This is a genomic window from Pseudomonas sp. PGPPP1, from assembly GCF_002255865.1.
Taxonomy (GTDB): Bacteria; Pseudomonadota; Gammaproteobacteria; order Pseudomonadales; family Pseudomonadaceae; genus Aquipseudomonas; species Aquipseudomonas cremoris.
Window position 1 is genome coordinate 14,328 of the sequence record NZ_NKIG01000044.1, and the last position, 21,716, is coordinate 36,043.

The window sequence follows — 21,716 nt, forward strand, 5'->3', positions numbered from 1 at the left end:
GGCTAAATCATGCCGCGGCCAGCGGTCATGAAGGACAATTTGGCTAAAGTGTGTGAACCGGGGCACAGTCTATATAAGGCTCAACGCCGCGCACATTAACCCTTGGTCGCGTCGTAGGCCAGTATTGCCTTTACTACAGCACCAGGAAATTACAATTACACTCCCACCACGCACCTTCGCAGGACGAGCCATTATGCGGCATGTCGTTTTCTGTTTATTGCTGATGTTATCGGTCACGGTGCAGGCCAGTGAGGCGGACCGGCTCAGACAAGCCGATTTCCCGGCACAGTCCCATGACCTGGTCCTGAGAAACCAGGCGGTGCTGGTCTATCTCTGGGCGGATGTGTACGCCGCCGCGCTGTATGCCCCGGAAGACGCCGGTGCCAAACAAGCCTGGAGCCAGCAGAAGAGTCTACGGCTGGCGTTGTATTACTTTCGCAACATCGACCGTGGCGATGTGATCAAAGCCGCCACTACGGCCTTGGAACGGCAGCAAACAGCCGCCACCCTCACCCGTTTGAAACCTGAACTGGATCAACTGCACGCCCGTTTTCGCGACATTCGCAGCGGTGATCGGTACGCCCTGGATTTTCGCCCCGGACGTGGCCTGAACCTGGAGATCAATGATCAGGTGGTGTTCAGCAGTCGCGATGACGAACTGGCGAGGGTTTACCTGGGAATTTGGCTGGCACCTAAAGGCCTCTCCGATAGCCTGCGTACGACACTTCTCAACTGATCACATTCCTCAAAAACAACACAAAAACAATGTGGGAGCTGGCTTGCCTGCGATAGCGGCCTGTCAGCCACCCTCTCTGCCACTGACCCTGCGCGATCGCAGGCAAGCCAGCTCCCACAAGGATCTCACTAGACCGCATCTAGTCAGCTAGCTATCTGTTTCTGTTGCCTGCAGTGACTAATACACATATGGTTACAAAACACCGAAAGGACGAACAGCGACCAGGGAATCACCCATAAAACAGCCAAAATGAGTGAATGACATGTCCACTTCAACGGGCAAAGGCAAGGCGATCTTTCGCGTTGTCAGCGGTAACTTCCTCGAAATGTTCGACTTCATGGTCTACGGCTTCTACGCCACGGCCATCGCCAAGACCTTCTTTCCCACCGACAGCGCCTTTGCCTCCCTGATGCTGTCCCTCGCGACCTTCGGCGCCGGTTTTCTCATGCGCCCTCTCGGTGCAATCTTCCTCGGCGCCTATATCGACCGTCACGGCCGCAAGAAAGGCCTGGTGATCACTTTGGCCCTGATGGCCGCCGGCACCATCCTGATTGCCTGTGTACCAGGCTACGCCACCCTCGGCGTCGCTGCGCCCTTGCTGGTGTTGTTTGGCCGTTTGCTGCAAGGCTTCTCGGCTGGTGTAGAGCTGGGCGGTGTGTCGGTGTACCTGGCGGAAATCGCCACCGCTGGGCGCAAGGGTTTCTTCGTCAGCTGGCAATCCGCCAGCCAACAGGCCGCCGTGGTGTTCGCCGGCTTGCTCGGCGTAGGCCTGAACCATTGGCTCAGCCCAGAGCAGATGGGTGATTGGGGCTGGCGGGTACCGTTCCTGATTGGCTGCATGATCGTGCCGGTGATCTTCGTGATTCGTCGCTCTCTAGAAGAAACCCCCGAATTCCAGGCCCGGAAACATCGTCCTACCCTGCAGGAAATCGTCCGTTCGATTGGTCAGAACTTCGGCGTCGTCATTGCAGGAATGGCGTTGGTGGTGATGACCACCGTGTCGTTCTACCTGATCACCGCCTACACACCCACTTTCGGCAAGGCCGAACTGCACCTGTCGGATTTCGACGCCCTGCTGGTGACCGTCTGCGTGGGTATCTCGAACTTCATCTGGTTGCCGGTGATGGGTGCGGTGTCCGACAAGATCGGGCGAAAACCCCTGCTGCTCGGCGCAACTATCCTGGCGATCCTCACGGCGTATCCGGCGCTGTCGTGGCTGGTGGTCAATCCAAGTTTCACCCACCTGCTGATCGTACTGTTATGGCTGTCGTTCCTGTACGGCTCGTACAACGGTGCAATGGTGGTGGCGCTCACCGAGATCATGCCGGTGGAAGTGCGCACCACCGGATTCTCCCTGGCCTATAGCCTGGCGACCGCAACGTTTGGCGGCTTTACCCCTGCGGCGTGCACGTACCTGATCCATGTGCTGGACAACAAGGCGGCGCCGGGGATCTGGCTGAGTGGGGCGGCGGTGTTGGGGTTGATTGCGACGTTGGTGCTGTTTAAAGGCAATCGGCATGAGCTGAGAACCGCGCAAGCCTCTGTAGTGGGTGGCGCCTGATGAGCCGCTATCGCAGGCAAGCCAGCTCCCACATTTGAAGGTATTCACAGCTCCAAAAGTGGGAGCTGGCTTGCCTGCGATGAGGCCCTCTCACCCGCCACAAAACCTGCAGGCATAAAAAAGCCCCGAACCAGTCGGGGCTTTTTCATTTACTGCGAATGCTTAGCGTGGAAACGCAGGTGGGTTGACCCCAGCCATGTCTTCCATCACGCGAACCACTTGGCAGCTGTAGCCGAACTCATTGTCGTACCACACGTACAGCACAACGCGGTTGTCCTGGGTAATGGTCGCCTCAGCGTCCACCACACCGGCGTGGCGCGAGCCCACGAAGTCGGTGGACACCACTTCCTGCGAATTAACGAAGTCGATCTGCTTATGCAGGTCGGAGTGCAGCGCCATGTAGCGCAGGTACTCGTTCATCTCTTCACGGGTGGCGGCTTTCTCAAGGTTCAGGTTGAGAATGGCCATCGACACGTTTGGCGTCGGAACACGGATCGCGTTACCGGTCAGCTTGCCGGCCAGCTCAGGCAGGGCCTTGGCAGCAGCGGTGGCAGCACCGGTCTCGGTGATCACCATGTTCAGCGCGGCGCTACGGCCACGGCGATCGCCCTTGTGGAAGTTGTCGATCAGGTTCTGGTCGTTGGTGTACGAGTGAACGGTTTCAACGTGGCCGTTAACGATGCCGAACTTGTCATTCACTGCCTTGAGCACCGGCACGATGGCGTTGGTGGTGCAGGAAGCGGCGGACACGATCTTGTCGTCAGCGGTGATTTCACCGTGGTTGATACCGTGAACGATGTTCTTCAGCTTGCCCTTGCCCGGTGCGGTCAGGACAACGCGGTCGATACCTGGGCAAGCCAAGTGCTGGCCCAGGCCGTCGGCATCACGCCATACGCCGGTGTTGTCCACCAGCAGGGCGTCCTTGATGCCGTACTGGGTGTAGTCCACCTCAGTCGGGTTCTTCGCGTAGATCACCTGGATCAGGTTACCGTTGGCGGTGATGGTGTTGTTTTCTTCGTCGATGACGATGGTGCCGTTGAACGGACCGTGTACCGAGTCGCGACGCAGCAGGCTGGCGCGCTTGGTCAGGTCGTTCTCGGCGCCTTTGCGCACAACGATGGCACGCAGGCGCAGGCCGTCGCCGCCACCGGTTTTTTCGATCAGGATGCGTGCCAGCAGGCGGCCGATACGACCGAAGCCGTACAACACAACGTCGGTGCCTTTACGGGCAGCGGCGTTCTGTTGACCTACCACGTCAGCCATTTCTTCACGCACGAACTGCTCGGCGGTACGGCCAGCGCCTTCTTTGCGGAATTTATAGGCCAACTTGCCCAGGTCTACCGAAGCCGCGCCGAGCTTGAGCTCGCTCATGGCTTTAAGCAGTGGGAATGTTTCGTGGACGGAGAGTTCGCTGTCGTCGGCGGAGCGATGGCGCGCAAAGCGGTGAGCTTTGAGAATCGCGATGACAGACTGGTTGATCAGGCTGCGGCCATAGATCGAGCTCACCACATTGTTATTGCGGTACAGCTGGCCGATAAGCGGAATCATCGCTTCTGCGAGTGCTTCACGGTCGATCCATTCACCAAGACACTGGTCGGGCTTCTGAGTCACGGGAACCTTCCACATGTAGGGGCAGAAAAAAGGGGCTACATTATGCCGCCCGACTGGCCTCGGAGCAATGCGCCCCAGGCAACAAAAAGTGCTTGCCAAAAATTGACACCCCGCTGGAGCCCAGTAAATACGCGGGTTCCAGAAGACCAGCTTGTTGCCAGGCAGGGCGACTTATCCGTAACCCTCCGAAAACCTCGTGCTTTTTGACACTACATATTGAGCCAAAAGGCACCATTGTTTGTCTTAGCCACTACATTTCCTACAAACCGTAATAGGCTCAGTCAGCAACTGACAGACGGCGCCTCGCACCGTTACAATTACCGACTTTGTCGCAACGCTTGGAGCTCAACCTTCCGTGCCCGTCCTGCGTCTACCGCTTCTCCCTGCTGCGGCAGGCAAACAGCACTGGGGCAATCTGCCCGGTGCCGCCCTGAGCCTGGCCATTGCCGAGGCTGCCAGCGCAGCCAAACGCTTTACCCTGCTACTGACCGCCGACAGCCAAAGCGCCGAACGGTTGGAGCAGGAGCTGAGCTTCTTCGCCCCCGATTTGCCGGTGCTGCATTTTCCCGACTGGGAAACCCTGCCCTACGACCTGTTTTCGCCGCACCAGGACATCATCTCCCAGCGCATCGCGAGCCTGTACCGCTTGCCGGAACTGGCCCACGGCGTGCTAGTGGTGCCGATCACCACGGCCCTGCATCGCCTGGCGCCGACCAAGTTCCTGCTGGGCAGCAGCCTGGTGCTGGATGTCGGCCAGAAGCTCGACGTGGAGCAAATGCGCACGCGCCTGGAAGCCAGCGGCTACCGCTGCGTCGACACGGTGTATGAGCACGGTGAATTCGCGGTACGCGGCGCATTGATCGACTTGTTCCCGATGGGTAGCAAACTGCCCTATCGCATCGACCTGTTCGACGACGAAATCGAGACTCTGCGCACGTTCGACCCCGAGAACCAGCGCTCCATCGACAAGGTGGAGTCGATCAAGCTGCTGCCGGCGCGCGAATTCCCGCTGCAGAAGGATGCGGTCACCCGTTTCAAGGCACGCTTTCGTGAACGCTTCGACGTCGACTTCCGCCGCTGCCCGATCTTCCAGGATTTGAGCAGTGGGATTACGCCCGCCGGTATCGAGTACTACCTGCCGCTGTTCTTCGACGAAACCTCCACTCTGTTCGACTACCTGCCCCAGGACACCCAAGTGTTCTCGCTGCCCGGCATCGAACAAGCGGCAGAAAACTTCTGGAACGACGTACGTAATCGCTATGAAGAACGCCGCGTCGACCCCTCCCGTCCTCTATTGCCGCCCGCCGAGCTGTTCCTGCCGGTGGAAGACTGCTTCGCCCGCCTGAAAAGCTGGCCGCGCGTGGTCGCCAGCCAGCAGGACGTGGAAGCCGGCAGTGGCCGTGAGCGCTTCCCCGCGCAAGCGCTGCCTAACTTGGCGATTGAAGCCAAGGCCAACCAGCCACTGGAAGCGCTCTCCAACTTCCTCGGCGACTTCCCCGGCCGCGTGCTGTTTACCGCCGAATCCGCCGGCCGCCGCGAAGTGCTGCTGGAGTTGCTGGAACGCCTGAAGCTGCGACCAAAAACCGTCGACAGCTGGCCGGACTTTGTGAAGAGCAAAGACCGCCTGGCAATCACCATCGCGCCGTTGGATGAAGGCTTGTTGCTGGACGATCCGGCCCTGGCACTGATCGCCGAGAGCCCGCTGTTCGGCCAACGCGTGATGCAGCGCCGTCGCCGCGAAAAACGTGCCGACGCCAACAACGATGCCGTGATCAAGAACCTCACCGAGCTGCGCGAAGGCGCGCCGGTGGTGCATATCGACCACGGTGTGGGCCGCTACCTCGGCCTGCAAACCCTGGAGATCGACAACCAGGCCGCCGAATTCCTCACCATGGAATACGCCGAGGGCGCCAAGCTCTACGTACCGGTCGCCAACCTGCACCTGATCGCGCGCTACACCGGCAGCGACGACGCACTGGCGCCTTTGCACCGCCTGGGCTCCGAGACCTGGCAGAAAGCCAAGCGCAAGGCCGCCGAACAAGTGCGCGACGTGGCCGCCGAACTGCTCGACATCTACGCGCGCCGCGCCGCCCGCGAAGGTTATGCGTTCGCCGACCCTAAGGCCGACTACGCCACCTTCAGCGCCGGCTTCGCTTTCGAAGAAACGCCAGACCAGCAAACCACTATTGAAGCGGTGCGCGCCGACATGCTCGCGCCTAAGCCGATGGACCGCCTGGTCTGCGGCGACGTGGGCTTCGGCAAGACCGAAGTGGCCATGCGCGCCGCGTTCATCGCAGTACACGGCGGTCGCCAAGTGGCGATCCTGGTACCGACCACCCTGCTCGCCCAGCAGCACTACAACAGCTTTCGCGACCGCTTTGCCGATTGGCCGGTGACCGTGGAGGTGATGAGCCGCTTCAAGTCGGCCAAGGAAGTGAATGCTGCGGTCGCCGATTTGGCCGAAGGCAAGATCGACATCGTCATCGGCACCCACAAGCTGCTGTCGGACGATGTGAAGATCAAAAACCTGGGCTTGGTGATCATCGACGAAGAACACCGCTTCGGCGTGCGCCAGAAGGAACAGCTCAAGGCCCTGCGCAGCGAAGTGGACATTCTTACCCTGACCGCCACACCGATTCCGCGCACGCTGAACATGGCGGTGTCGGGCATGCGCGACCTGTCGATCATCGCCACGCCGCCGGCGCGACGCCTGTCGGTGCGCACCTTCGTGATGGAGCAGAACAAAAGCACGGTCAAGGAAGCGCTGTTGCGCGAACTGCTGCGCGGCGGGCAGGTGTACTACTTGCACAACGATGTGAAGACCATCGAGAAATGCGCCGCCGACCTCGCCGAACTGGTGCCCGAAGCCCGCATCGCCATCGGCCACGGGCAGATGCGCGAGCGCGAGCTCGAACAAGTGATGAGCGACTTCTACCACAAGCGCTTCAACGTGCTGATCGCCTCGACCATCATCGAGACCGGCATCGACGTGCCGAGCGCCAACACCATCATCATCGAGCGTGCCGACAAATTTGGCCTGGCGCAGCTGCACCAGCTACGTGGCCGCGTCGGGCGCAGTCACCACCAGGCGTATGCCTATTTGCTGACGCCGCCGCGCCAACAGATCACCTCCGACGCGGAAAAGCGCCTGGAGGCCATCGCCAACACCCAGGACCTGGGCGCCGGCTTTGTGCTGGCCACCAACGACCTGGAGATCCGTGGCGCTGGTGAACTGCTGGGCGATGGCCAGAGCGGGCAAATCCAAGCGGTAGGTTTCACCCTGTATATGGAGATGCTTGAACGGGCGGTGAAAGCCATCCGCAAGGGCGAGCAACCGAACCTCGACCAACCCTTGGGCGGCGGCCCGGAGATCAACCTGCGTTTGCCGGCGCTGATCCCCGAGGACTACCTACCGGATGTGCATGCGCGGCTGATCCTGTACAAGCGCATCGCCTCTGCCACCGACGAAGACGGCCTCAAGGACTTGCAGGTGGAAATGATCGACCGCTTCGGCTTGTTGCCGGAACCGACCAAAAACCTGGTGCGCCTGACCCTGCTTAAATTGCAGGCCGAGCAACTGGGGATCAAGAAGGTCGATGCTGGGCCGCAAGGCGGGCGCATCGAGTTCGAAGCGCAGACGCCGGTGGACCCGCTGGTGCTGATCAAGCTGATCCAGGGCCAACCCAACCGCTACAAGTTCGAAGGGGCTACGCTGTTCAAGTTCATGGTGCCGATGGAACGCGCCGAAGAACGCTTTAATACCCTGGAGGCGCTGTTTGAGCGCCTCATCCCGAAATCTGTTTGAAGGACGCCGTCATGCGCCTGTTCCGCATCCTGAGCCTGTTGTTGGTGGTCGTGGCACCTTCGGCGTTCGCCGACAGCCCGTACCAGGTGGAAATGATCCTGGTGCGCCAGAATGCGGAGCCGGTGATCAACAGCCGCGCCGCCCCGGAAAACTGGGATGCCGGCGCTGCGCACCTGGGCACCGATAAACTGAGCCCGCCACGCCTGAACAACATCGTCGACAAGCTCAATGCCGACAACAGCTATACGGTGTTGGCGCACAAGGCGTGGGAGCAGAACCTCGGCGAGCAGCCGGTGAAGATCGCGATTACAGACGGCCAGGAGCAGTTCGGCCAGTTCCCTATCGAGGGCGTCTTGAGCCTGCAACTGGGCCGCTTCACCGATATTGACGCGGACTTCTGGATCAATCAGTTCGACAGCAACGGCAGCGTGATCGCCAGCGAGCATCTGGCCCAGAAAGACGTGCGCACCAAGAACAACCAGCTCAACTACCTGGACGGAGGCCATCTGGCGCTGCTGATCAAGATCACCTCGCTGACCGCCAAGCCGCCCAGCGCGCCACCGCCTGACATTCAGGACTGATCCCGCACCATGTCCCTGCCGTCGTCGCTGACCAAACCCCTGGCCCCTTCGTGGGCCAATCGCTTTAAAGAGCAAAGCCTTGAGCGTGGCCGGCGCTATGCCCTGGAGAACCGGGTGCGCATTGTCGAGTCCGGCGACAGCACCATCGTCGCCAGCTGCGAAGGCTCGGGCGGCAACGTTTATCGGCAGACCATCTCACTACGCGAGTCGGCCAAGGGCACGCTGATCCTGGTGGACAGCCGCTGCACCTGCCCGGTACACACCAACTGCAAACACATCGCCGCGGTGCTGCTCAAAGTCCAGGAAACCCTGGCCTACCCGGCGGCGGCCCAGGATGCCGAACTGCTGGAAAAACTCCAGGCCGTACTGGATAACCGCGTGGCCCTGCCACAAGTGGTGATGGAAGATGTGCCACCGGTGCCGCGCCTGTGGATGGCCAGCGTGGAGTTCAGCGCGTTTGAACCGCGCAACGGCAAGATGCAGCGGTATATCCAGCACCGGGCGGCACTGTCATTCAACTACCTGGGCAACTACGTCAGCGGGCAGAAGAACGCCGATATCGTGGTGCGCCAGGAGGCTCAGAGCCTGCGGATCAAGCGGCATCCGGAGCTGGAGCAGCCGTACCGCGAACAACTGCGTCTTCTCGGGTTCAAGATCGCCACACGCCAAAGCAAGGCCTTGCCCGAAAGTGCCGGCGAGCTGTTCGAGATGGTCAATGACAGTGCCTGGCTGACCTTCACCCTCAATGCCACCCCGACCTTGCGAGCCGAGGGCTGGGAATTGCTGATCGATGATGATTTCGGCTTTGACCTGAGCGCCGTCGATGACTGGTACGCGACGGTCGATGAAGGGCCGGAGCGCGACTGGTTTGATCTGGAACTGGGGATCATCGTCAACGGCGAGCGGCTGAGCTTGCTGCCGATCCTGTTGAACTTGATGCGTTCCCACACCGAGATCCTCAACCCGGAGAAACTTGCCCGCCGCCGCGATGATGAGCTGATCCTGGTGAATATTCCGGGCCTGCCCAATGGCCACGGCCCCATCCAGGTCGCACTACCCTACGGCCGCTTGAAACCTGTGCTCGCGACCCTCGGTGAGTTTTACCTGCAGGAATCCGGCACCACCACGCTGCGCCTGGCCAAGGCCGATGCGATCCGCCTGAACCCTCTGGAAGACCTGCCCCTGCAATGGGAAGGTGGCGAGAAGATCCGCAACTTCGCACAACGCCTGCGGGACATCAGGGACTTCACGTGCGCAGCGCCCGAAGGGCTCAACGCGACCTTGCGTCCCTATCAGCTGGAAGGATTGAGCTGGATGCAGTCGCTACGCCAGCTCGATGTCGGCGGGATACTTGCAGATGACATGGGCCTGGGCAAAACCTTGCAAACCCTGGCGCATATTCTTACCGAGAAAATCGCCGGGCGCCTGGATCGACCGTGCATGGTGGTGATGCCCACCAGCCTGATTCCGAACTGGCTGGATGAAGCGGCGCACTTCACCCCGCAACTCAAGGTATTGGCGTTGTATGGCGCGGGGCGTAAGAAACATTTCCCCCACTTGCAGGACTATGACCTGCTGCTGACCACGTACGCGCTGCTGCCCAAAGACATCGAACTGCTCGCCGCACAGCCCTTGCATGTGCTAATCCTCGATGAAGCCCAGTACATCAAGAACCCCTCCAGCAAGGCGGCCCAGGCCGCGCGCGAGCTGAATGCGCGACAACGCCTGTGCCTGAGCGGTACGCCGTTGGAAAACCACCTGGGCGAGTTGTGGTCGCTGTTCCACTTCTTGCTGCCGGGTTGGCTGGGTGACGTGAAGAGTTTTAATCGCGATTACCGCGTGCCCATCGAAAAGCGCGCCAGTGATGTGCGGTTGCAACACCTCAACGGTCGGATCAAACCCTTCCTGTTACGCCGCACAAAGGAACAAGTGGCCACGGAATTGCCGCCCAAGACTGAGATCGTCCACTGGGTGGACCTCAATGAAGCCCAGCGCGATGTGTACGAAACCATGCGCCTGGCCATGGACAAGAAGGTGCGCGACGAAATCACCCGCAAGGGCGTGGCGCGCAGCCAGATCATCATTCTTGAAGCACTGCTCAAGCTGCGCCAGGTGTGCTGCGACTTGCGCCTGGTCAACGACGCCACCCTGCCCGCCCGTGGCAGCAGCTCGGGCAAGCTCGACAGTTTGATGGAAATGCTTGAAGAGCTGTTTGCCGAAGGGCGGCGCATCCTGCTGTTTTCCCAGTTCACCTCGATGCTCAGCCTGATCGAAATCGAGCTGAAAAAACGTGGGACTGCCTACGCCCTATTGACCGGCCAGACCCGCGACCGGCGCACGCCAGTGAAGGACTTCCAGAGCGGCAAGCTGCAGATCTTTCTGATCAGCCTGAAGGCCGGTGGCGTAGGCCTGAACCTGACCGAAGCCGATACGGTGATCCATTACGACCCGTGGTGGAACCCGGCTACGGAGAACCAGGCGACTGACCGTGCGTATCGCATCGGCCAGGAAAAGCCGGTGTTCGTCTACAAGATGATTGCGCGGGGCACGGTGGAAGAGAAAATTCAGCACCTGCAGAAAGAAAAGTCCGACTTGGCGGCGGGTGTGCTGGATGGGCGTACAACGGGGGATTGGCAGTTGGGCAATGAGGATATCGAGGCGTTGTTTGCGCCTTTACCGCACAAACAAGAGAAGCGTTGACTGTCAGATTGCCATCGCCGGCAAGCCAGCTCCCACAGGGAAATGCGTTCCAAGTGTGGGAGCTGGCTTGCCTGCGATGGCAGCAACGCGGTTTTCAGTCGATCAATTGAGCATCGCGCAACGCGGTCAGCGCCGCCAACCAACGCGGATCCTGCTTATAGTCGGTCGACGCAATCGCCTGCCCCCGCATCCGCGCAATCCGCGCCGACGGCGTCACTTTCATCCGCTGCGCAGCACTCAGTGCCAGCTCCGCAGCGGCGCGGTCATTACACACCAAACCCATGTCACAACCCGCCGTCAGTGCAGCTTCAATCCGGCTCGCCGCATCGCCCACCACATGGGCACCTGCCATCGACAAGTCATCACTGAAAATCACCCCATCGAACTGCAGCTCGCCGCGCAGGATGTCCTGCAACCAGCGTCGCGAGAAACCTGCGGGCTGAGCGTCAACCTGCGGGTAGATCACGTGGGCCGGCATCACTGCCGCCAACTGCTTGCTCAGGCGTGCGAAAGGCACCAGGTCATGGGCGCGAATCTGCTCCAGGCTACGTTCGTCATTGGGAATGGCGACGTGGGAATCGGCCTCAGCCCAACCATGGCCCGGGAAGTGTTTACCGGTGGCGGCCATACCGGCGCTGTTCATACCGCGAATGAAAGCCCCTGCGAGCAAGGCGGCACGCTCGGGGTCGCCTTCGAAAGAACGGGTGCCGACCACGGCACTGCGCTGGTAGTCCAGATCCAGTACCGGAGCGAAGCTCAAATCCAGGCCGACCGCCAGCACTTCAGTGGCCATGATCCAGCCGCACTGCTCGGCCAAGTGTTCGGCGTTGGGATTGTCGGCCAGCGCGCGCATGGCTGGCAGGCGCACAAAGCCCTGGCGCAGACGCTGTACGCGACCGCCCTCCTGATCGACGGCCAACAGCAGATCCGGGCGCACGGCACGAATCGCCGCGCTCAACTCACGTACCTGGCGTGGATGCTCGATATTGCGCGCAAAAATGATCAGGCCGCCGACTTCAGGCTGGCGCAACAGATGACGATCCTCGGCCGTCAGCCAAGTACCGGCAACGTCGACCATCAAAGAACCTTGCAGGGCAACACTCATAAACCTTCCTTAAATAACGCACACAACCCGTTGCGCTCGACCAGCGCGATTCGCGCAGTGAGCACAACGGGTTGCGAGTAAATAACTGAAATCGGCATGGGCGGCTAGCTTAGCGGATGCAAGCGGCCACGCACACCCGCAAAGGTCAGACCTTGGCGACGGCCGGAGCTGTTTTGCTGCGGGGACGCAGTTGGGCGGCGGCCATGGCAGGGTCAGTCACGCCGGTTTCGGCACGCATGCCGGCGGCGAGAAACGGCACCATCAGGCGCATTACCTGCTCGATAGAAGTGTTCACGCCAAAATCGGTTTCTGCGATGGCGCGCAAGGCCTTGATCCCGGACATGCTGAACGCCGCAGCGCCGAGCATGAAGTGCACGCGCCAGAACAGTTCGATAGGCGGAATACGCGGAGCGGCTTCGTTGACCAGCAGCATATAGCGGCGGAACACCTTGCCGTACATGTCTTCCAGGTAGCGCCGCAGGTGACCCTGGCTCTGGCTGAACGCCAGGCCCAGCAGGCGCATGAAGATCGACAGGTCGTTGCCACTGCGCGGCTGCACCACCAGCGCCTGTTCCACCAGCATTTCCAGCAGGTCTTCCAGGGTTGGCTTGCTGTCGGCCTTGGCCTGGCGACGTTCCAGTTCACGGTCGAGGCTGGCGCAGAACGGCCCCAGGAAGCGTGAGAACACCGCCTGGATCAGGGCCTTTTTCGAGCCGAAATGATAGTTCACTGCCGCCAGGTTCACCCCGGCCTTGCTGGTAATCAGCCGCAATGAAGTTTCAGCAAATCCTTTTTCCGCGAACAATTGCTCGGCAGCATCGAGAATGCGTTCAACGGTTTCCGACTGGGCCATGGCTACTCCGCCTGACAAACACTTGTTTGAAACATACGTTTCAGGGTGTGTCTTGTCAACCCTGCGAGTTCGCATTCCGGCCGGGCAGTCATGTATTTCATCGCTATTTAATCACATTCATCCAGGCCTGTAGGCAGCGCTATCTCTCACTTGTAGGAAGGATGACGAATGACCGTCCAGCGGCCGCAAGGAAAAGGATGATTGCCAAGCGCAGTTCACTGTATATAATCCCAGTCACTGTATAAAAAGACAGAGCGATCAACATGCTAAAACTGACGCCACGCCAAGCTGAGATTCTGGCTTTTATCAAGCGCTGCCTCGATGACAACGGCTACCCGCCGACCCGAGCGGAAATTGCGCTGGAATTGGGGTTCAAGTCCCCCAACGCCGCCGAAGAACACCTCAAGGCCCTCGCGCGCAAAGGCGCAATCGAGATGACCCCGGGGGCTTCACGCGGTATTCGCATCCCTGGCTTCGAAGCCAAGGCCGACGAATCGACACTGCCCATCATCGGTCGCGTCGCCGCCGGTGCGCCGATCCTGGCGCAGCAGCACGTCGAGGAGTCCTGCAACATCAACCCGACCTTCTTCCATCCTCGAGCCGACTACCTGTTGCGGGTCCACGGCATGAGCATGAAGGACGTGGGCATCTTCGATGGCGACCTGCTGGCCGTCCACACCACCCGCGAAGCCCGTAATGGCCAGATCGTAGTCGCCCGTATCGGCGATGAAGTCACCGTCAAACGCTTCAAGCGCGAAGGCAGCAAGGTCTGGCTACTGGCCGAGAACCCGGAGTTCGCCCCGATTGAAGTGAACCTGAAAGATCAGGACCTGGTGATCGAAGGCTTGAGCGTCGGCGTCATTCGCCGCTAAAGGAGGCATCATGCAGCTCGTGCACACCCCACAACATACACAACTGTCGCTGTTCGAGGCCTTTATGGCCCAACCTCTTGCGCCCATCCTCAAGGAAACGGTCGAGGCGCCTTGGAGCGCCGAGCCTGAAGCGTTCAGTGAATTGTCGTTGCGCGGTGCTGCTGGCAGCTGCCTGAGCCTGCTGGCGCCGATCCTTCGCGAACTCAGCGAAGAGCAGGATGCTCGCTGGCTGACACTGATCGCACCGCCCGCCAGCCTGACCCAGGCTTGGCTGCGGGACGCCGGCCTCAACCGCGAACGTATCCTGTTGCTGCAACCGCGTGGCGCGCAAAGTGCCCAGCAATTGACCTGCGAAGCCTTGCGATTGGGGCGTAGCCATACAGTGGTGAGCTGGTTGAACCCGTTGAATGCGAGTGCCAAGCAACAGCTGATCAGCGCCGCGCGTACGGGCGATGCTCAGAGCTTGAATATTCGATTGGGCTGAGCAGTTGTAGTGAGCGGGCTTGCCCCGCGCTGGGCTGCGAAGCGGCCCTAAATAAGTTATTGCGGTATATCAGTTATTACGCGGCGTTTGGTTCTGGGGCCGCTTCGCAGCCCAGCGCGGGGCAAGCCCGCTCGCTACAGGGCTCGATCGGCTACTCAGTGAAGCACCCGCGGCCCATCTTCCTTCTCCGGCTCGCCTTCCGCCAACCGGCCTGCCATCTGCACACCCACGCTCAACATGGCCTTGGCCACTTCCACGTGCTGACCTTGCAGGAACGCTTTGGCGTCCTCGGAAAAATCCAGAATAACCAGAGAACCCTCGTCCTCAGCCCGGCGCAGCTCGATTCGGCCGTCAGGCAATTCAACAATTTCCAGAAAGGACGTTGGCATAACAATCTGTTCTCCACGAAAGGCCGGGATTATATCAGTCATCCACCCGGCATCGCTGAGGATCTGAAGAGGTTTCTTGACAGCTTGATGAACGGTGCTTTGTGCTGTGTACCCTTATCAATGGGGGTTCATCAGCACTCGTTCAACCCTTCGCGAAAGCGCAACGCCATCTTTTTCAGCTCTTGGCGCCAGCCTTCGAGCTCCTCACGGCTCAACGGCTTAGGCTCATCCTCTTCCAGCGCCACCGCTACGATCAATGGCTGGGTCACGTCGCCCTTGGGCACATGAGGCACACGTGGCGGCTGGAACATGTCGGCATGAGCCTTAAGCAAACGCGCAACCCAACTGTCCGGGCTTTGGGCCATTTCTACCAACTCCGCCAGCTCAGGAATGGCCATGGCCTCCAGCACTTCCCGGGTCATGATCATTTCTGCACGGGGCGAGCCCGCCTGGGGCAAGCGATAGAACCCGGCGATTTCATGGCACAGGCCCAACAAAGCGCCGTACAGGTGGAACAACGCCGCTTCACGCCCCGCCTGGACCAGCGCGATGGCGTTCATCTCCTTCCCTTCCTCGGCACGGCCAAGGGCTTCCAGGGACAAACCCGCGAAGTAAATTTTCTGATTGGTACGGGTATAGAGTTCGTTGGCCATAACGGCAGTCTCCACAACGAAAGAAGCATGATGCTGGCTTAACAGTGTCACGGATCAGCCGAGCGCACTGCAAGCGCAAAAAAAGGCCGCCTATGCAGGCGGCCTTAGTATTTGGCAGATCAGTCGATCAAGCGCCCTGACGCTTATCCTCGACCTTCCACTTGCCACCGTCGTAGAACGCTTTCCAGCCGGTAGGCTTGCCGTCCACTTCGGTCTGCACGTACTGCTCCTTGGTCTTGCGGCTGTAGCGGATCACGGCTGGGCGGCCATCCGGGTCCTTCTTCGGCGCTTCACACAAGAAGTGGTACTTCGGATCGATCTCATCCTTGTGCGGCACGATCTCCAACACCAGCGGTGCACGGGTCTCGCGGTTTTTCGGGAACTGGCTGGCAGCCAGGAACAGCCCCGAAGCGCCATCACGCAGGATGTAGGTGTCGTTGACCTTCTCGCACTTGAGCTCCGGCATCTTCACCGGGTCCATCTTCGGCGGCGCCGCATCACCGCTTTTCAGCAGCTTGCGGGTGTTCTTGCACGTCGGGTTGGTGCAACCGAAGAACTTGCCGAAGCGGCCAGTCTTGAGTTGCATCTCGCTACCGCACTTGTCGCATTCCAGGCTCGGACCTTCGTAGCCCTTGATGCGGTAGGTGCCCTCTTCGATCTCGTAGCCGTTGCAATCCGGGTTGTTACCGCAGATGTGCAGCTTGTGCTTCTCATCCAGCAGGTAGGCATCCATCGCCGTGCTGCAGATTGGGCAGCGATGCTTGCCACGCAATACCAGCGACTCGGATTCACCCTCGTCATCGGCCGCGATTTCATCGCCCGGAACCAGGTTGACGGTCGCCTTGCAACGCTCTTTCGGCGGCAGGCTGTAGCCCGAGCAGCCGAGGAACACACCGGTGGATGCGGTACGGATCTGCATCGGCCGGCCACAGGTCTGGCACGGAATGTCGGTCATCACCGGCTGATTGGCGCGCATGCCGTTCTCTGGGCTTTCCGCTACTTCGAGCTTCTTTTTGAAGTCGCCGTAGAACTCGTCCAGCACGTTTTTCCAGTCACGCTCGCCCTGGGCCACGTCATCGAGGTTCTCTTCCATGCCGGCAGTGAAGCCGTAGTCCATCAGGTTGGAGAAGCTCTCGGACAGACGCTCAGTGACGATGTCGCCCATTTTTTCCGAGTAGAAACGACGGTTGTGCAACGCAACGTAACCGCGGTCCTGAATAGTGGAAATGATCGCCGCATAGGTGGAAGGACGACCGATACCGCGTTTTTCCATCTCTTTCACCAAGCTGGCTTCCGAATAACGCGCCGGCGGCTTGGTGAAGTGTTGGGATGGGTCGAGCTTGATCAGCTTCAGCGTGTCGCCCTGGGCCATGTCCGGCAGCACGTCATCATCGCCAGGCTTGGCGATCTGCGGCATGACGCGGGTATAGCCGTCGAATTTGAGGATACGGCCCTTGGCACGCAGCTCGAAGTCAGACGCCGCCACGGTGACCGTGGTGGACAGGTATTGCGCCGGCAACATCTGGCAGGCCAGAAATTGGCGCCAGATCAGCTCGTAGAGGCGCTCAGCGTCGCGCTCCATGCCGCTCAGCTTGGCAGGCGTGGTGTTGGCGTCGGAAGGACGAATCGCTTCGTGAGCCTCCTGGGCGCCTTCCTTGCTGCTGTAGACGTTCGGTTTCTCCGGCAGGTACTTCTTGCCGAATTCGCCTTCAATATAAGTACGCGCCATCGCTACCGCGTCCACCGACAGGTTGGTGGAGTCGGTACGCATATAGGTGATGTAGCCCGCTTCGTACAGACGCTGCGCCATCATCATGGTCTTCTTCACGCCAAAGCCCAGGCGGTTACTCGCAGCCTGTTGCAGGGTGGACGTGATGAACGGAGCCGATGGCTTGCTGCTGGTCGGCTTGTCTTCGCGCTTGACGATGCTGTAGCTGGAAGACTTGAGTTTCTCCAGCGCGGCCATGGCCTGGGCTTCGTTCAGCGGCTTGAAGGCCTCGCCTTTCTCGCGGGCCACTTCAAAGCGCACGTTGGCGCCCTTGGCGGTGCCGAGGTCAGCGTGGACTTCCCAGTACTCTTCGGGGATGAACGCACGGATCTCACGCTCACGTTCCACCACCAGCTTGACCGCTACCGACTGCACACGGCCGGCGGACAGGCCACGGGCGATCTTGGCCCAGAGCAGCGGCGAGACCATGTAACCCACGACGCGGTCGAGGAAACGACGGGCCTGTTGGGCGTTGACGCGGTCGATGTCCAGTTCGCCCGGCTTGGAGAAGGCTTCCTGAATGGCTTTCTTGGTGATTTCGTTGAACACCACACGCTTGTAGCGGCTGTCGTCACCGCCGATGGCTTCCCGCAGGTGCCAGGCAATGGCTTCCCCTTCGCGGTCCAAGTCCGTTGCGAGATAGATGGTGTCGGCATCTTTGGCGAGCCGGCGCAGCTCTTCGATGACCTTTTCCTTGCCAGGAAGGATCTCGTACTTGGCTTTCCAGCCATGATCCGGGTCCACACCCATGCGCGAGACCAGCTGCTTGCGCGCTTTCTCTTTAGGGCTGAGCACCGGACCTTCGCCCGCAGCCGCCTTGCCGCGCTTGGCAGCAGGCTCCTTGCTGGCGCTAGCCGAACCGCTGGTGGGCAGGTCTCGGATATGGCCGATACTCGACTTCACCACGTACTCGTTGCCCAAGTACTTGTTGATGGTCTTGGCCTTAGCCGGGGATTCCACAATGACCAGCGATTTGCCCATGGATCGGAAAATTCCTGAATTCGAGAAGAGAAAGGCAGTTGGCGCCTGTCGCGGCAACGCTATATATAGTGGCAACAAGGTGAGGTCAAGCGCAGCATTCTGCGCGACCTGCCGTTATTGCCCTGAAAAAAGACTGGGTTCGACCTGGACCAAAGCAAAGCGCGGGACTTGCTCGCCGTCAACTTCGACGGTCTCCAGGAACATGCTCAATGGGCGTACCCAAAAGCCGTAATCGCCATACAGTGCTTGGTAGAACACCACTTCTTCTTCGGTCTCGGAGTGCCGCGCCACACTGAAAACACGGTACTGCGGACCTTTATAATGCTGGTAGAGCCCTGGTTCGACTTTCATGCTCTGGCCCTCTTACAAAATTTGTTAAAAAAAAAATACAAAACTGCCAAAAAACAAAAACCGGGGCACTGGGCCCCGGCTTCCGTCAACGGAACGCTTAGACGCGTTCGAAGACGGTGGAAATGCCTTGGCCGAGGCCAATGCACATGGTTGCAACCCCGAGGTTGCCGCCATTTTGCTTCATCACATTAAGCAAAGTACCGGAGATACGTGCACCGGAGCAACCAAATGGGTGGCCCAGGGCAATCGCACCGCCGTGCAGGTTAACCTTCTCGTTCATCTTGTCGAGCACTTTCAGATCTTTCAGCACTGGCAGAGCCTGTGCGGCGAAAGCTTCGTTGAGCTCGAAGAAGTCGATATCGGAGATGGTCAGGCCTGCGCGCTTCAAGGCTTTTTGTGTGGCCGGTACTGGACCATAGCCCATGATCGCCGGGTCCACACCCGCCACTGCCATCGAACGGATCACGGCCAGCGGCTGGATACCCAGGTCTTGGGCACGCTGCGCCGACATCACGATCATGCACGAGGCGCCGTCGGTGATTTGCGACGAAGTGCCCGCTGTCACGGTGCCACCCTTTGGATTGAACGCCGGCTTCAGGGCCGCCAGGCTTTCCAGGGTGGTGTCCGGACGAATGGTTTCGTCGTAGTCGAACAGTTTCAGGAAACCGTTCTCGTCGTAGCCGTTCATCGGGATGATCTCATCCTTGAACTTGCCTTCCAGGGTCGCCTTGTGGGCGAGCTGGTGGGAGCGCAGGCCGAACGCGTCCTGGGCTTCGCGGGTAATGCCGTGCATCTTACCGAGCATTTCCGCAGTCAGGCCCATCATGCCCGAGGCTTTCGCCGCGTACAGCGACATGTGCGGGTTAGGGTCAACGCCGTGCATCATGCTGACGTGGCCCATGTGCTCCACGCCACCGACCACGAATACATCACCGTTGCCGGTCATGATCGCCTGGGCGGCAGTGTGCAGCGCGCTCATCGACGAACCACACAGCCGGCTGACGGTCTGGCCGGCAGCGGTGTGTGGGATCTGGGTCATCAAGGAGGCCATGCGCGCGATGTTCCAGCCCTGTTCCAGGGTCTGGTTGACGCAGCCCCAGATCACGTCTTCGACTTCGTTCGGATCGACCTTAACGTTACGCTCCAGCAGCTTGCTGATCAGGTGCGCCGACATGTCTTCGGCACGGGTGTTGCGGTGCATGCCGCCCTTGGAGCGGCCCATCGGAGTACGACCGAAGTCGACAATCACGACGTCTCTTGGATTCAAGCTCATAAATATTCTCGCTCTAGTCGTCTGGGCACTTAACCGAAGAAGCGCTGGCCATTCTTGGCCATTTCACGCAGCTTCGCGGTCGGGTGGTACAGCGGGCCCAAATCAGCGTATTGATCAGCCAGGGCAACGAACTCGGCCACACCGATCGAATCGATGTAACGCAGTGCACCACCACGGAATGGAGGGAAACCAATACCGTACACCAGGCCCATATCGGCTTCGGCGGCGGTTTCAACGATGCCGTCTTCCAGGCAACGCACAGTTTCCAGGCACAGGGCGATCATCATCCAGTTGATGATGTCTTCGTCTGACACCTCACGCTGCTCGTAGATGACCGGCGCGAGTACTTCGTGCACCGAAGGATCGGCCACTTTCTTCTGCTTGCCCTTCTTGTCGGCCTCGTAGGCGTAGAAGCCCTTGCCGTTCTTCTGGCCCAGGCGCTTGGCTTCGTAGAGCGCGTCGATCGCCGAGCGGCGGTCGTCTTTCATGCGGTCCGGGAAGCCTTCGGCCATGACGTCGCGACCGTGGTGGCCGGTGTCGATGCCGACCACGTCCATCAGGTACGCCGGGCCCATTGGCCAGCCGAATTTTTCCATGACTTTGTCGATGCGCACGAAGTCCACACCGGCGCTGACCAGCTTGGCGAAACCGCCGAAGTACGGGAACAGCACGCGGTTGACCAGGAAGCCCGGGCAGTCATTGACCACGATCGGGTTCTTGCCCATTTTCTTGGCGTAGGCAACGGTGGTCGCAACCGCTTGCTCGCTGGACTTCTCGCCACGGATCACTTCTACCAGCGGCATCATGTGCACCGGGTTGAAGAAGTGCATGCCGACGAAGTTTTCCGGACGCTTGAGCGCCTTGGCCAGCAGCGAGATGGAAATGGTCGAGGTGTTGGATGCCAGGATGGTGTCGTCTTTGACCTGGGCTTCCACTTCAGCCAATACGGCTTGCTTGACCTTCGGGTTCTCGACAACCGCTTCGACCACCAGGTCGACGTGGCCGAAATCGCCGTAGGACAGCGTAGGACGGATGCCGTTGAGGACTTCAGCCATCTTCGCGGCGGTCATGCGACCTTTATCCACACGACCCACCAGCAGCTTGGCGGCTTCCGCCAGGCCTTGCTCGATGCCGTGCTCGTTGATGTCCTTCATCAGGATCGGCGTGCCTTTGGACGCCGACTGATAGGCGATACCGCCGCCCATGATCCCGGCGCCGAGTACGGCAGCCTGTTTCACGTCGCGGGCGATTTCGTCGTAGGCCTTGGCCTTTTTCTTCAGCTCCTGGTCGTTCAGGAACAGGCCGATCAGGCTCTGGGCAGCGGAGGTTTTCGCCAATTTGACGAAACCAGCCGCTTCCACTTCCAGGGCTTTGTCGCGACCAAAGTTCGCAGCCTTCTGGATGGTCTTGATCGCTTCAACCGGTGCCGGGTAGTTCGGGCCGGCTTGGCCAGCCACGAAACCTTTGGCGGTTTCGAACGACATCATTTGTTCGATGGCGTTGAGCTTGAGTTTTTCCAGCTTCGGCTGACGCTTGGCCTTGTAGTCAAATTCGCCGCTGATGGCGCCTTTGATCAGGTTCAGAGCGGCTTCGGCCAGTTTGTCCGGCGCAACTACAGCGTCGACGGCACCGACTTTCAGTGCGTCTTCAGCTTTGTTTTCCTTACCGGCGGCAATCCACTCGATGGCGTTGTCGGCCCCGATCAGACGCGGCAGGCGTACGGTGCCGCCAAAACCTGGGTAGATGCCCAGTTTGACTTCAGGCAGGCCGATTTTTGCGGTCGCGGACATGACACGGAAGTCTGCCGCCAAGCACATTTCGAGGCCACCGCCCAACGCGATGCCGTTGATTGCGGCAACGGTGGGAACGTTGAGGTCTTCGAAATCGCTGAAAATCTTGTTGGCTTCGAGGTTGCCAGCCACCAGCTCGGCATCGGGCAGCTTGAAGTTGTCGACGAATTCGGTGATGTCAGCGCCGACGATAAACACGTCCT

At 60.0% G+C, this 21,716-nt stretch carries 16 protein-coding genes; 7 read left to right on the top strand and 9 right to left on the bottom strand.

The window, feature by feature from the left end; genetic code table 11:
• Positions 1–193: 193 nt before the first annotated feature.
• Together CFE47_RS29245 and CFE47_RS29250 are read left to right on the top strand one after the other, a co-directional pair.
• Positions 194–736, top strand: a complete 543-nt coding sequence (locus CFE47_RS29245) for a chalcone isomerase family protein (protein WP_286842412.1) — start codon at positions 194–196, stop codon at positions 734–736.
• Positions 737–998: 262 nt separating this feature from the next.
• Positions 999–2,297 (top strand): MFS transporter, encoded by a 1,299-nt coding sequence (locus CFE47_RS29250; protein WP_286842414.1) that lies wholly within the window; start codon positions 999–1,001, stop codon positions 2,295–2,297.
• Positions 2,298–2,459: 162 nt separating this feature from the next.
• On the opposite strand, the gene CFE47_RS29255 is transcribed toward CFE47_RS29250, so the two are convergent.
• Positions 2,460–3,923 carry a glyceraldehyde-3-phosphate dehydrogenase gene (locus CFE47_RS29255; protein ID WP_185709370.1) on the bottom strand — a complete coding sequence of 488 codons (1,464 nt, stop codon included), beginning with the start codon at positions 3,921–3,923 and terminating at the stop codon, positions 2,460–2,462.
• 340 nt (positions 3,924–4,263) lie between these two features.
• Here CFE47_RS29255 and mfd point away from each other — a divergent pair, with 340 nt between their 5' ends.
• The 3 genes from mfd to CFE47_RS29270 are packed head-to-tail and all read left to right on the top strand — an operon-like array spanning position 4,264 to position 10,994.
• Complete coding sequence (gene mfd, locus CFE47_RS29260) at positions 4,264–7,713, top strand: transcription-repair coupling factor (RefSeq protein WP_286842415.1); 3,450 nt, start codon at positions 4,264–4,266, stop codon at positions 7,711–7,713.
• 11 nt (positions 7,714–7,724) lie between these two features.
• On the top strand, positions 7,725–8,294 hold the full coding sequence (locus CFE47_RS29265; RefSeq protein WP_185709372.1) for a CsiV family protein: 570 nt from the start codon (positions 7,725–7,727) through the stop codon (positions 8,292–8,294).
• A gap of 9 nt (positions 8,295–8,303) precedes the next feature.
• Positions 8,304–10,994 carry a DEAD/DEAH box helicase gene (locus CFE47_RS29270; protein ID WP_286842418.1) on the top strand — a complete coding sequence of 897 codons (2,691 nt, stop codon included), beginning with the start codon at positions 8,304–8,306 and terminating at the stop codon, positions 10,992–10,994.
• Between the two features lie 94 nt (positions 10,995–11,088).
• On the opposite strand, the gene nagZ is transcribed toward CFE47_RS29270, so the two are convergent.
• Together nagZ and CFE47_RS29280 are read right to left on the bottom strand one after the other, a co-directional pair.
• Positions 11,089–12,099 carry a beta-N-acetylhexosaminidase gene (gene nagZ, locus CFE47_RS29275; protein ID WP_286842420.1) on the bottom strand — a complete coding sequence of 337 codons (1,011 nt, stop codon included), beginning with the start codon at positions 12,097–12,099 and terminating at the stop codon, positions 11,089–11,091.
• 145 nt (positions 12,100–12,244) lie between these two features.
• The gene (locus CFE47_RS29280; RefSeq protein ID WP_159959411.1) at positions 12,245–12,952 is read right to left on the bottom strand and encodes a TetR/AcrR family transcriptional regulator; all 708 of its coding nucleotides are present in this window, start codon (positions 12,950–12,952) and stop codon (positions 12,245–12,247) included.
• A gap of 263 nt (positions 12,953–13,215) precedes the next feature.
• Between CFE47_RS29280 and lexA the strand changes: the two genes are divergently transcribed.
• Positions 13,216–13,824 carry a transcriptional repressor LexA gene (gene lexA, locus CFE47_RS29285; RefSeq protein WP_003172575.1) on the top strand — a complete coding sequence of 203 codons (609 nt, stop codon included), beginning with the start codon at positions 13,216–13,218 and terminating at the stop codon, positions 13,822–13,824.
• A gap of 10 nt (positions 13,825–13,834) precedes the next feature.
• Positions 13,835–14,308 carry an SOS-induced cell division inhibitor SulA gene (gene sulA / locus CFE47_RS29290; protein ID WP_058425063.1) on the top strand — a complete coding sequence of 158 codons (474 nt, stop codon included), beginning with the start codon at positions 13,835–13,837 and terminating at the stop codon, positions 14,306–14,308.
• Positions 14,309–14,463: 155 nt separating this feature from the next.
• Here sulA and CFE47_RS29295 read toward each other — a convergent pair whose 3' ends face one another.
• The 6 genes from CFE47_RS29295 to fadB form a co-directional block, all read right to left on the bottom strand.
• Positions 14,464–14,697: a hypothetical protein gene (locus CFE47_RS29295; RefSeq protein WP_017254451.1), complete on the bottom strand. Its 234-nt coding sequence runs from the start codon at positions 14,695–14,697 to the stop codon at positions 14,464–14,466.
• Between the two features lie 131 nt (positions 14,698–14,828).
• Complete coding sequence (locus tag CFE47_RS29300) at positions 14,829–15,350, bottom strand: DUF6586 family protein (RefSeq protein WP_286842425.1); 522 nt, start codon at positions 15,348–15,350, stop codon at positions 14,829–14,831.
• Positions 15,351–15,477: 127 nt separating this feature from the next.
• The gene (gene topA, locus CFE47_RS29305; RefSeq protein WP_286842427.1) at positions 15,478–18,099 is read right to left on the bottom strand and encodes a type I DNA topoisomerase; all 2,622 of its coding nucleotides are present in this window, start codon (positions 18,097–18,099) and stop codon (positions 15,478–15,480) included.
• A 114-nt stretch (positions 18,100–18,213) separates the two neighbouring features.
• Positions 18,214–18,450 carry a DUF1653 domain-containing protein gene (locus tag CFE47_RS29310; protein WP_027604241.1) on the bottom strand — a complete coding sequence of 79 codons (237 nt, stop codon included), beginning with the start codon at positions 18,448–18,450 and terminating at the stop codon, positions 18,214–18,216.
• A gap of 97 nt (positions 18,451–18,547) precedes the next feature.
• Complete coding sequence (gene fadA / locus CFE47_RS29315; protein ID WP_185709378.1) at positions 18,548–19,723, bottom strand: acetyl-CoA C-acyltransferase FadA; 1,176 nt, start codon at positions 19,721–19,723, stop codon at positions 18,548–18,550.
• Positions 19,724–19,752: 29 nt separating this feature from the next.
• Positions 19,753–21,716, bottom strand: a 1,964-nt coding sequence (gene fadB, locus CFE47_RS29320; protein ID WP_286842429.1) for a fatty acid oxidation complex subunit alpha FadB, incomplete at its 5' end; no start/stop codon positions are given.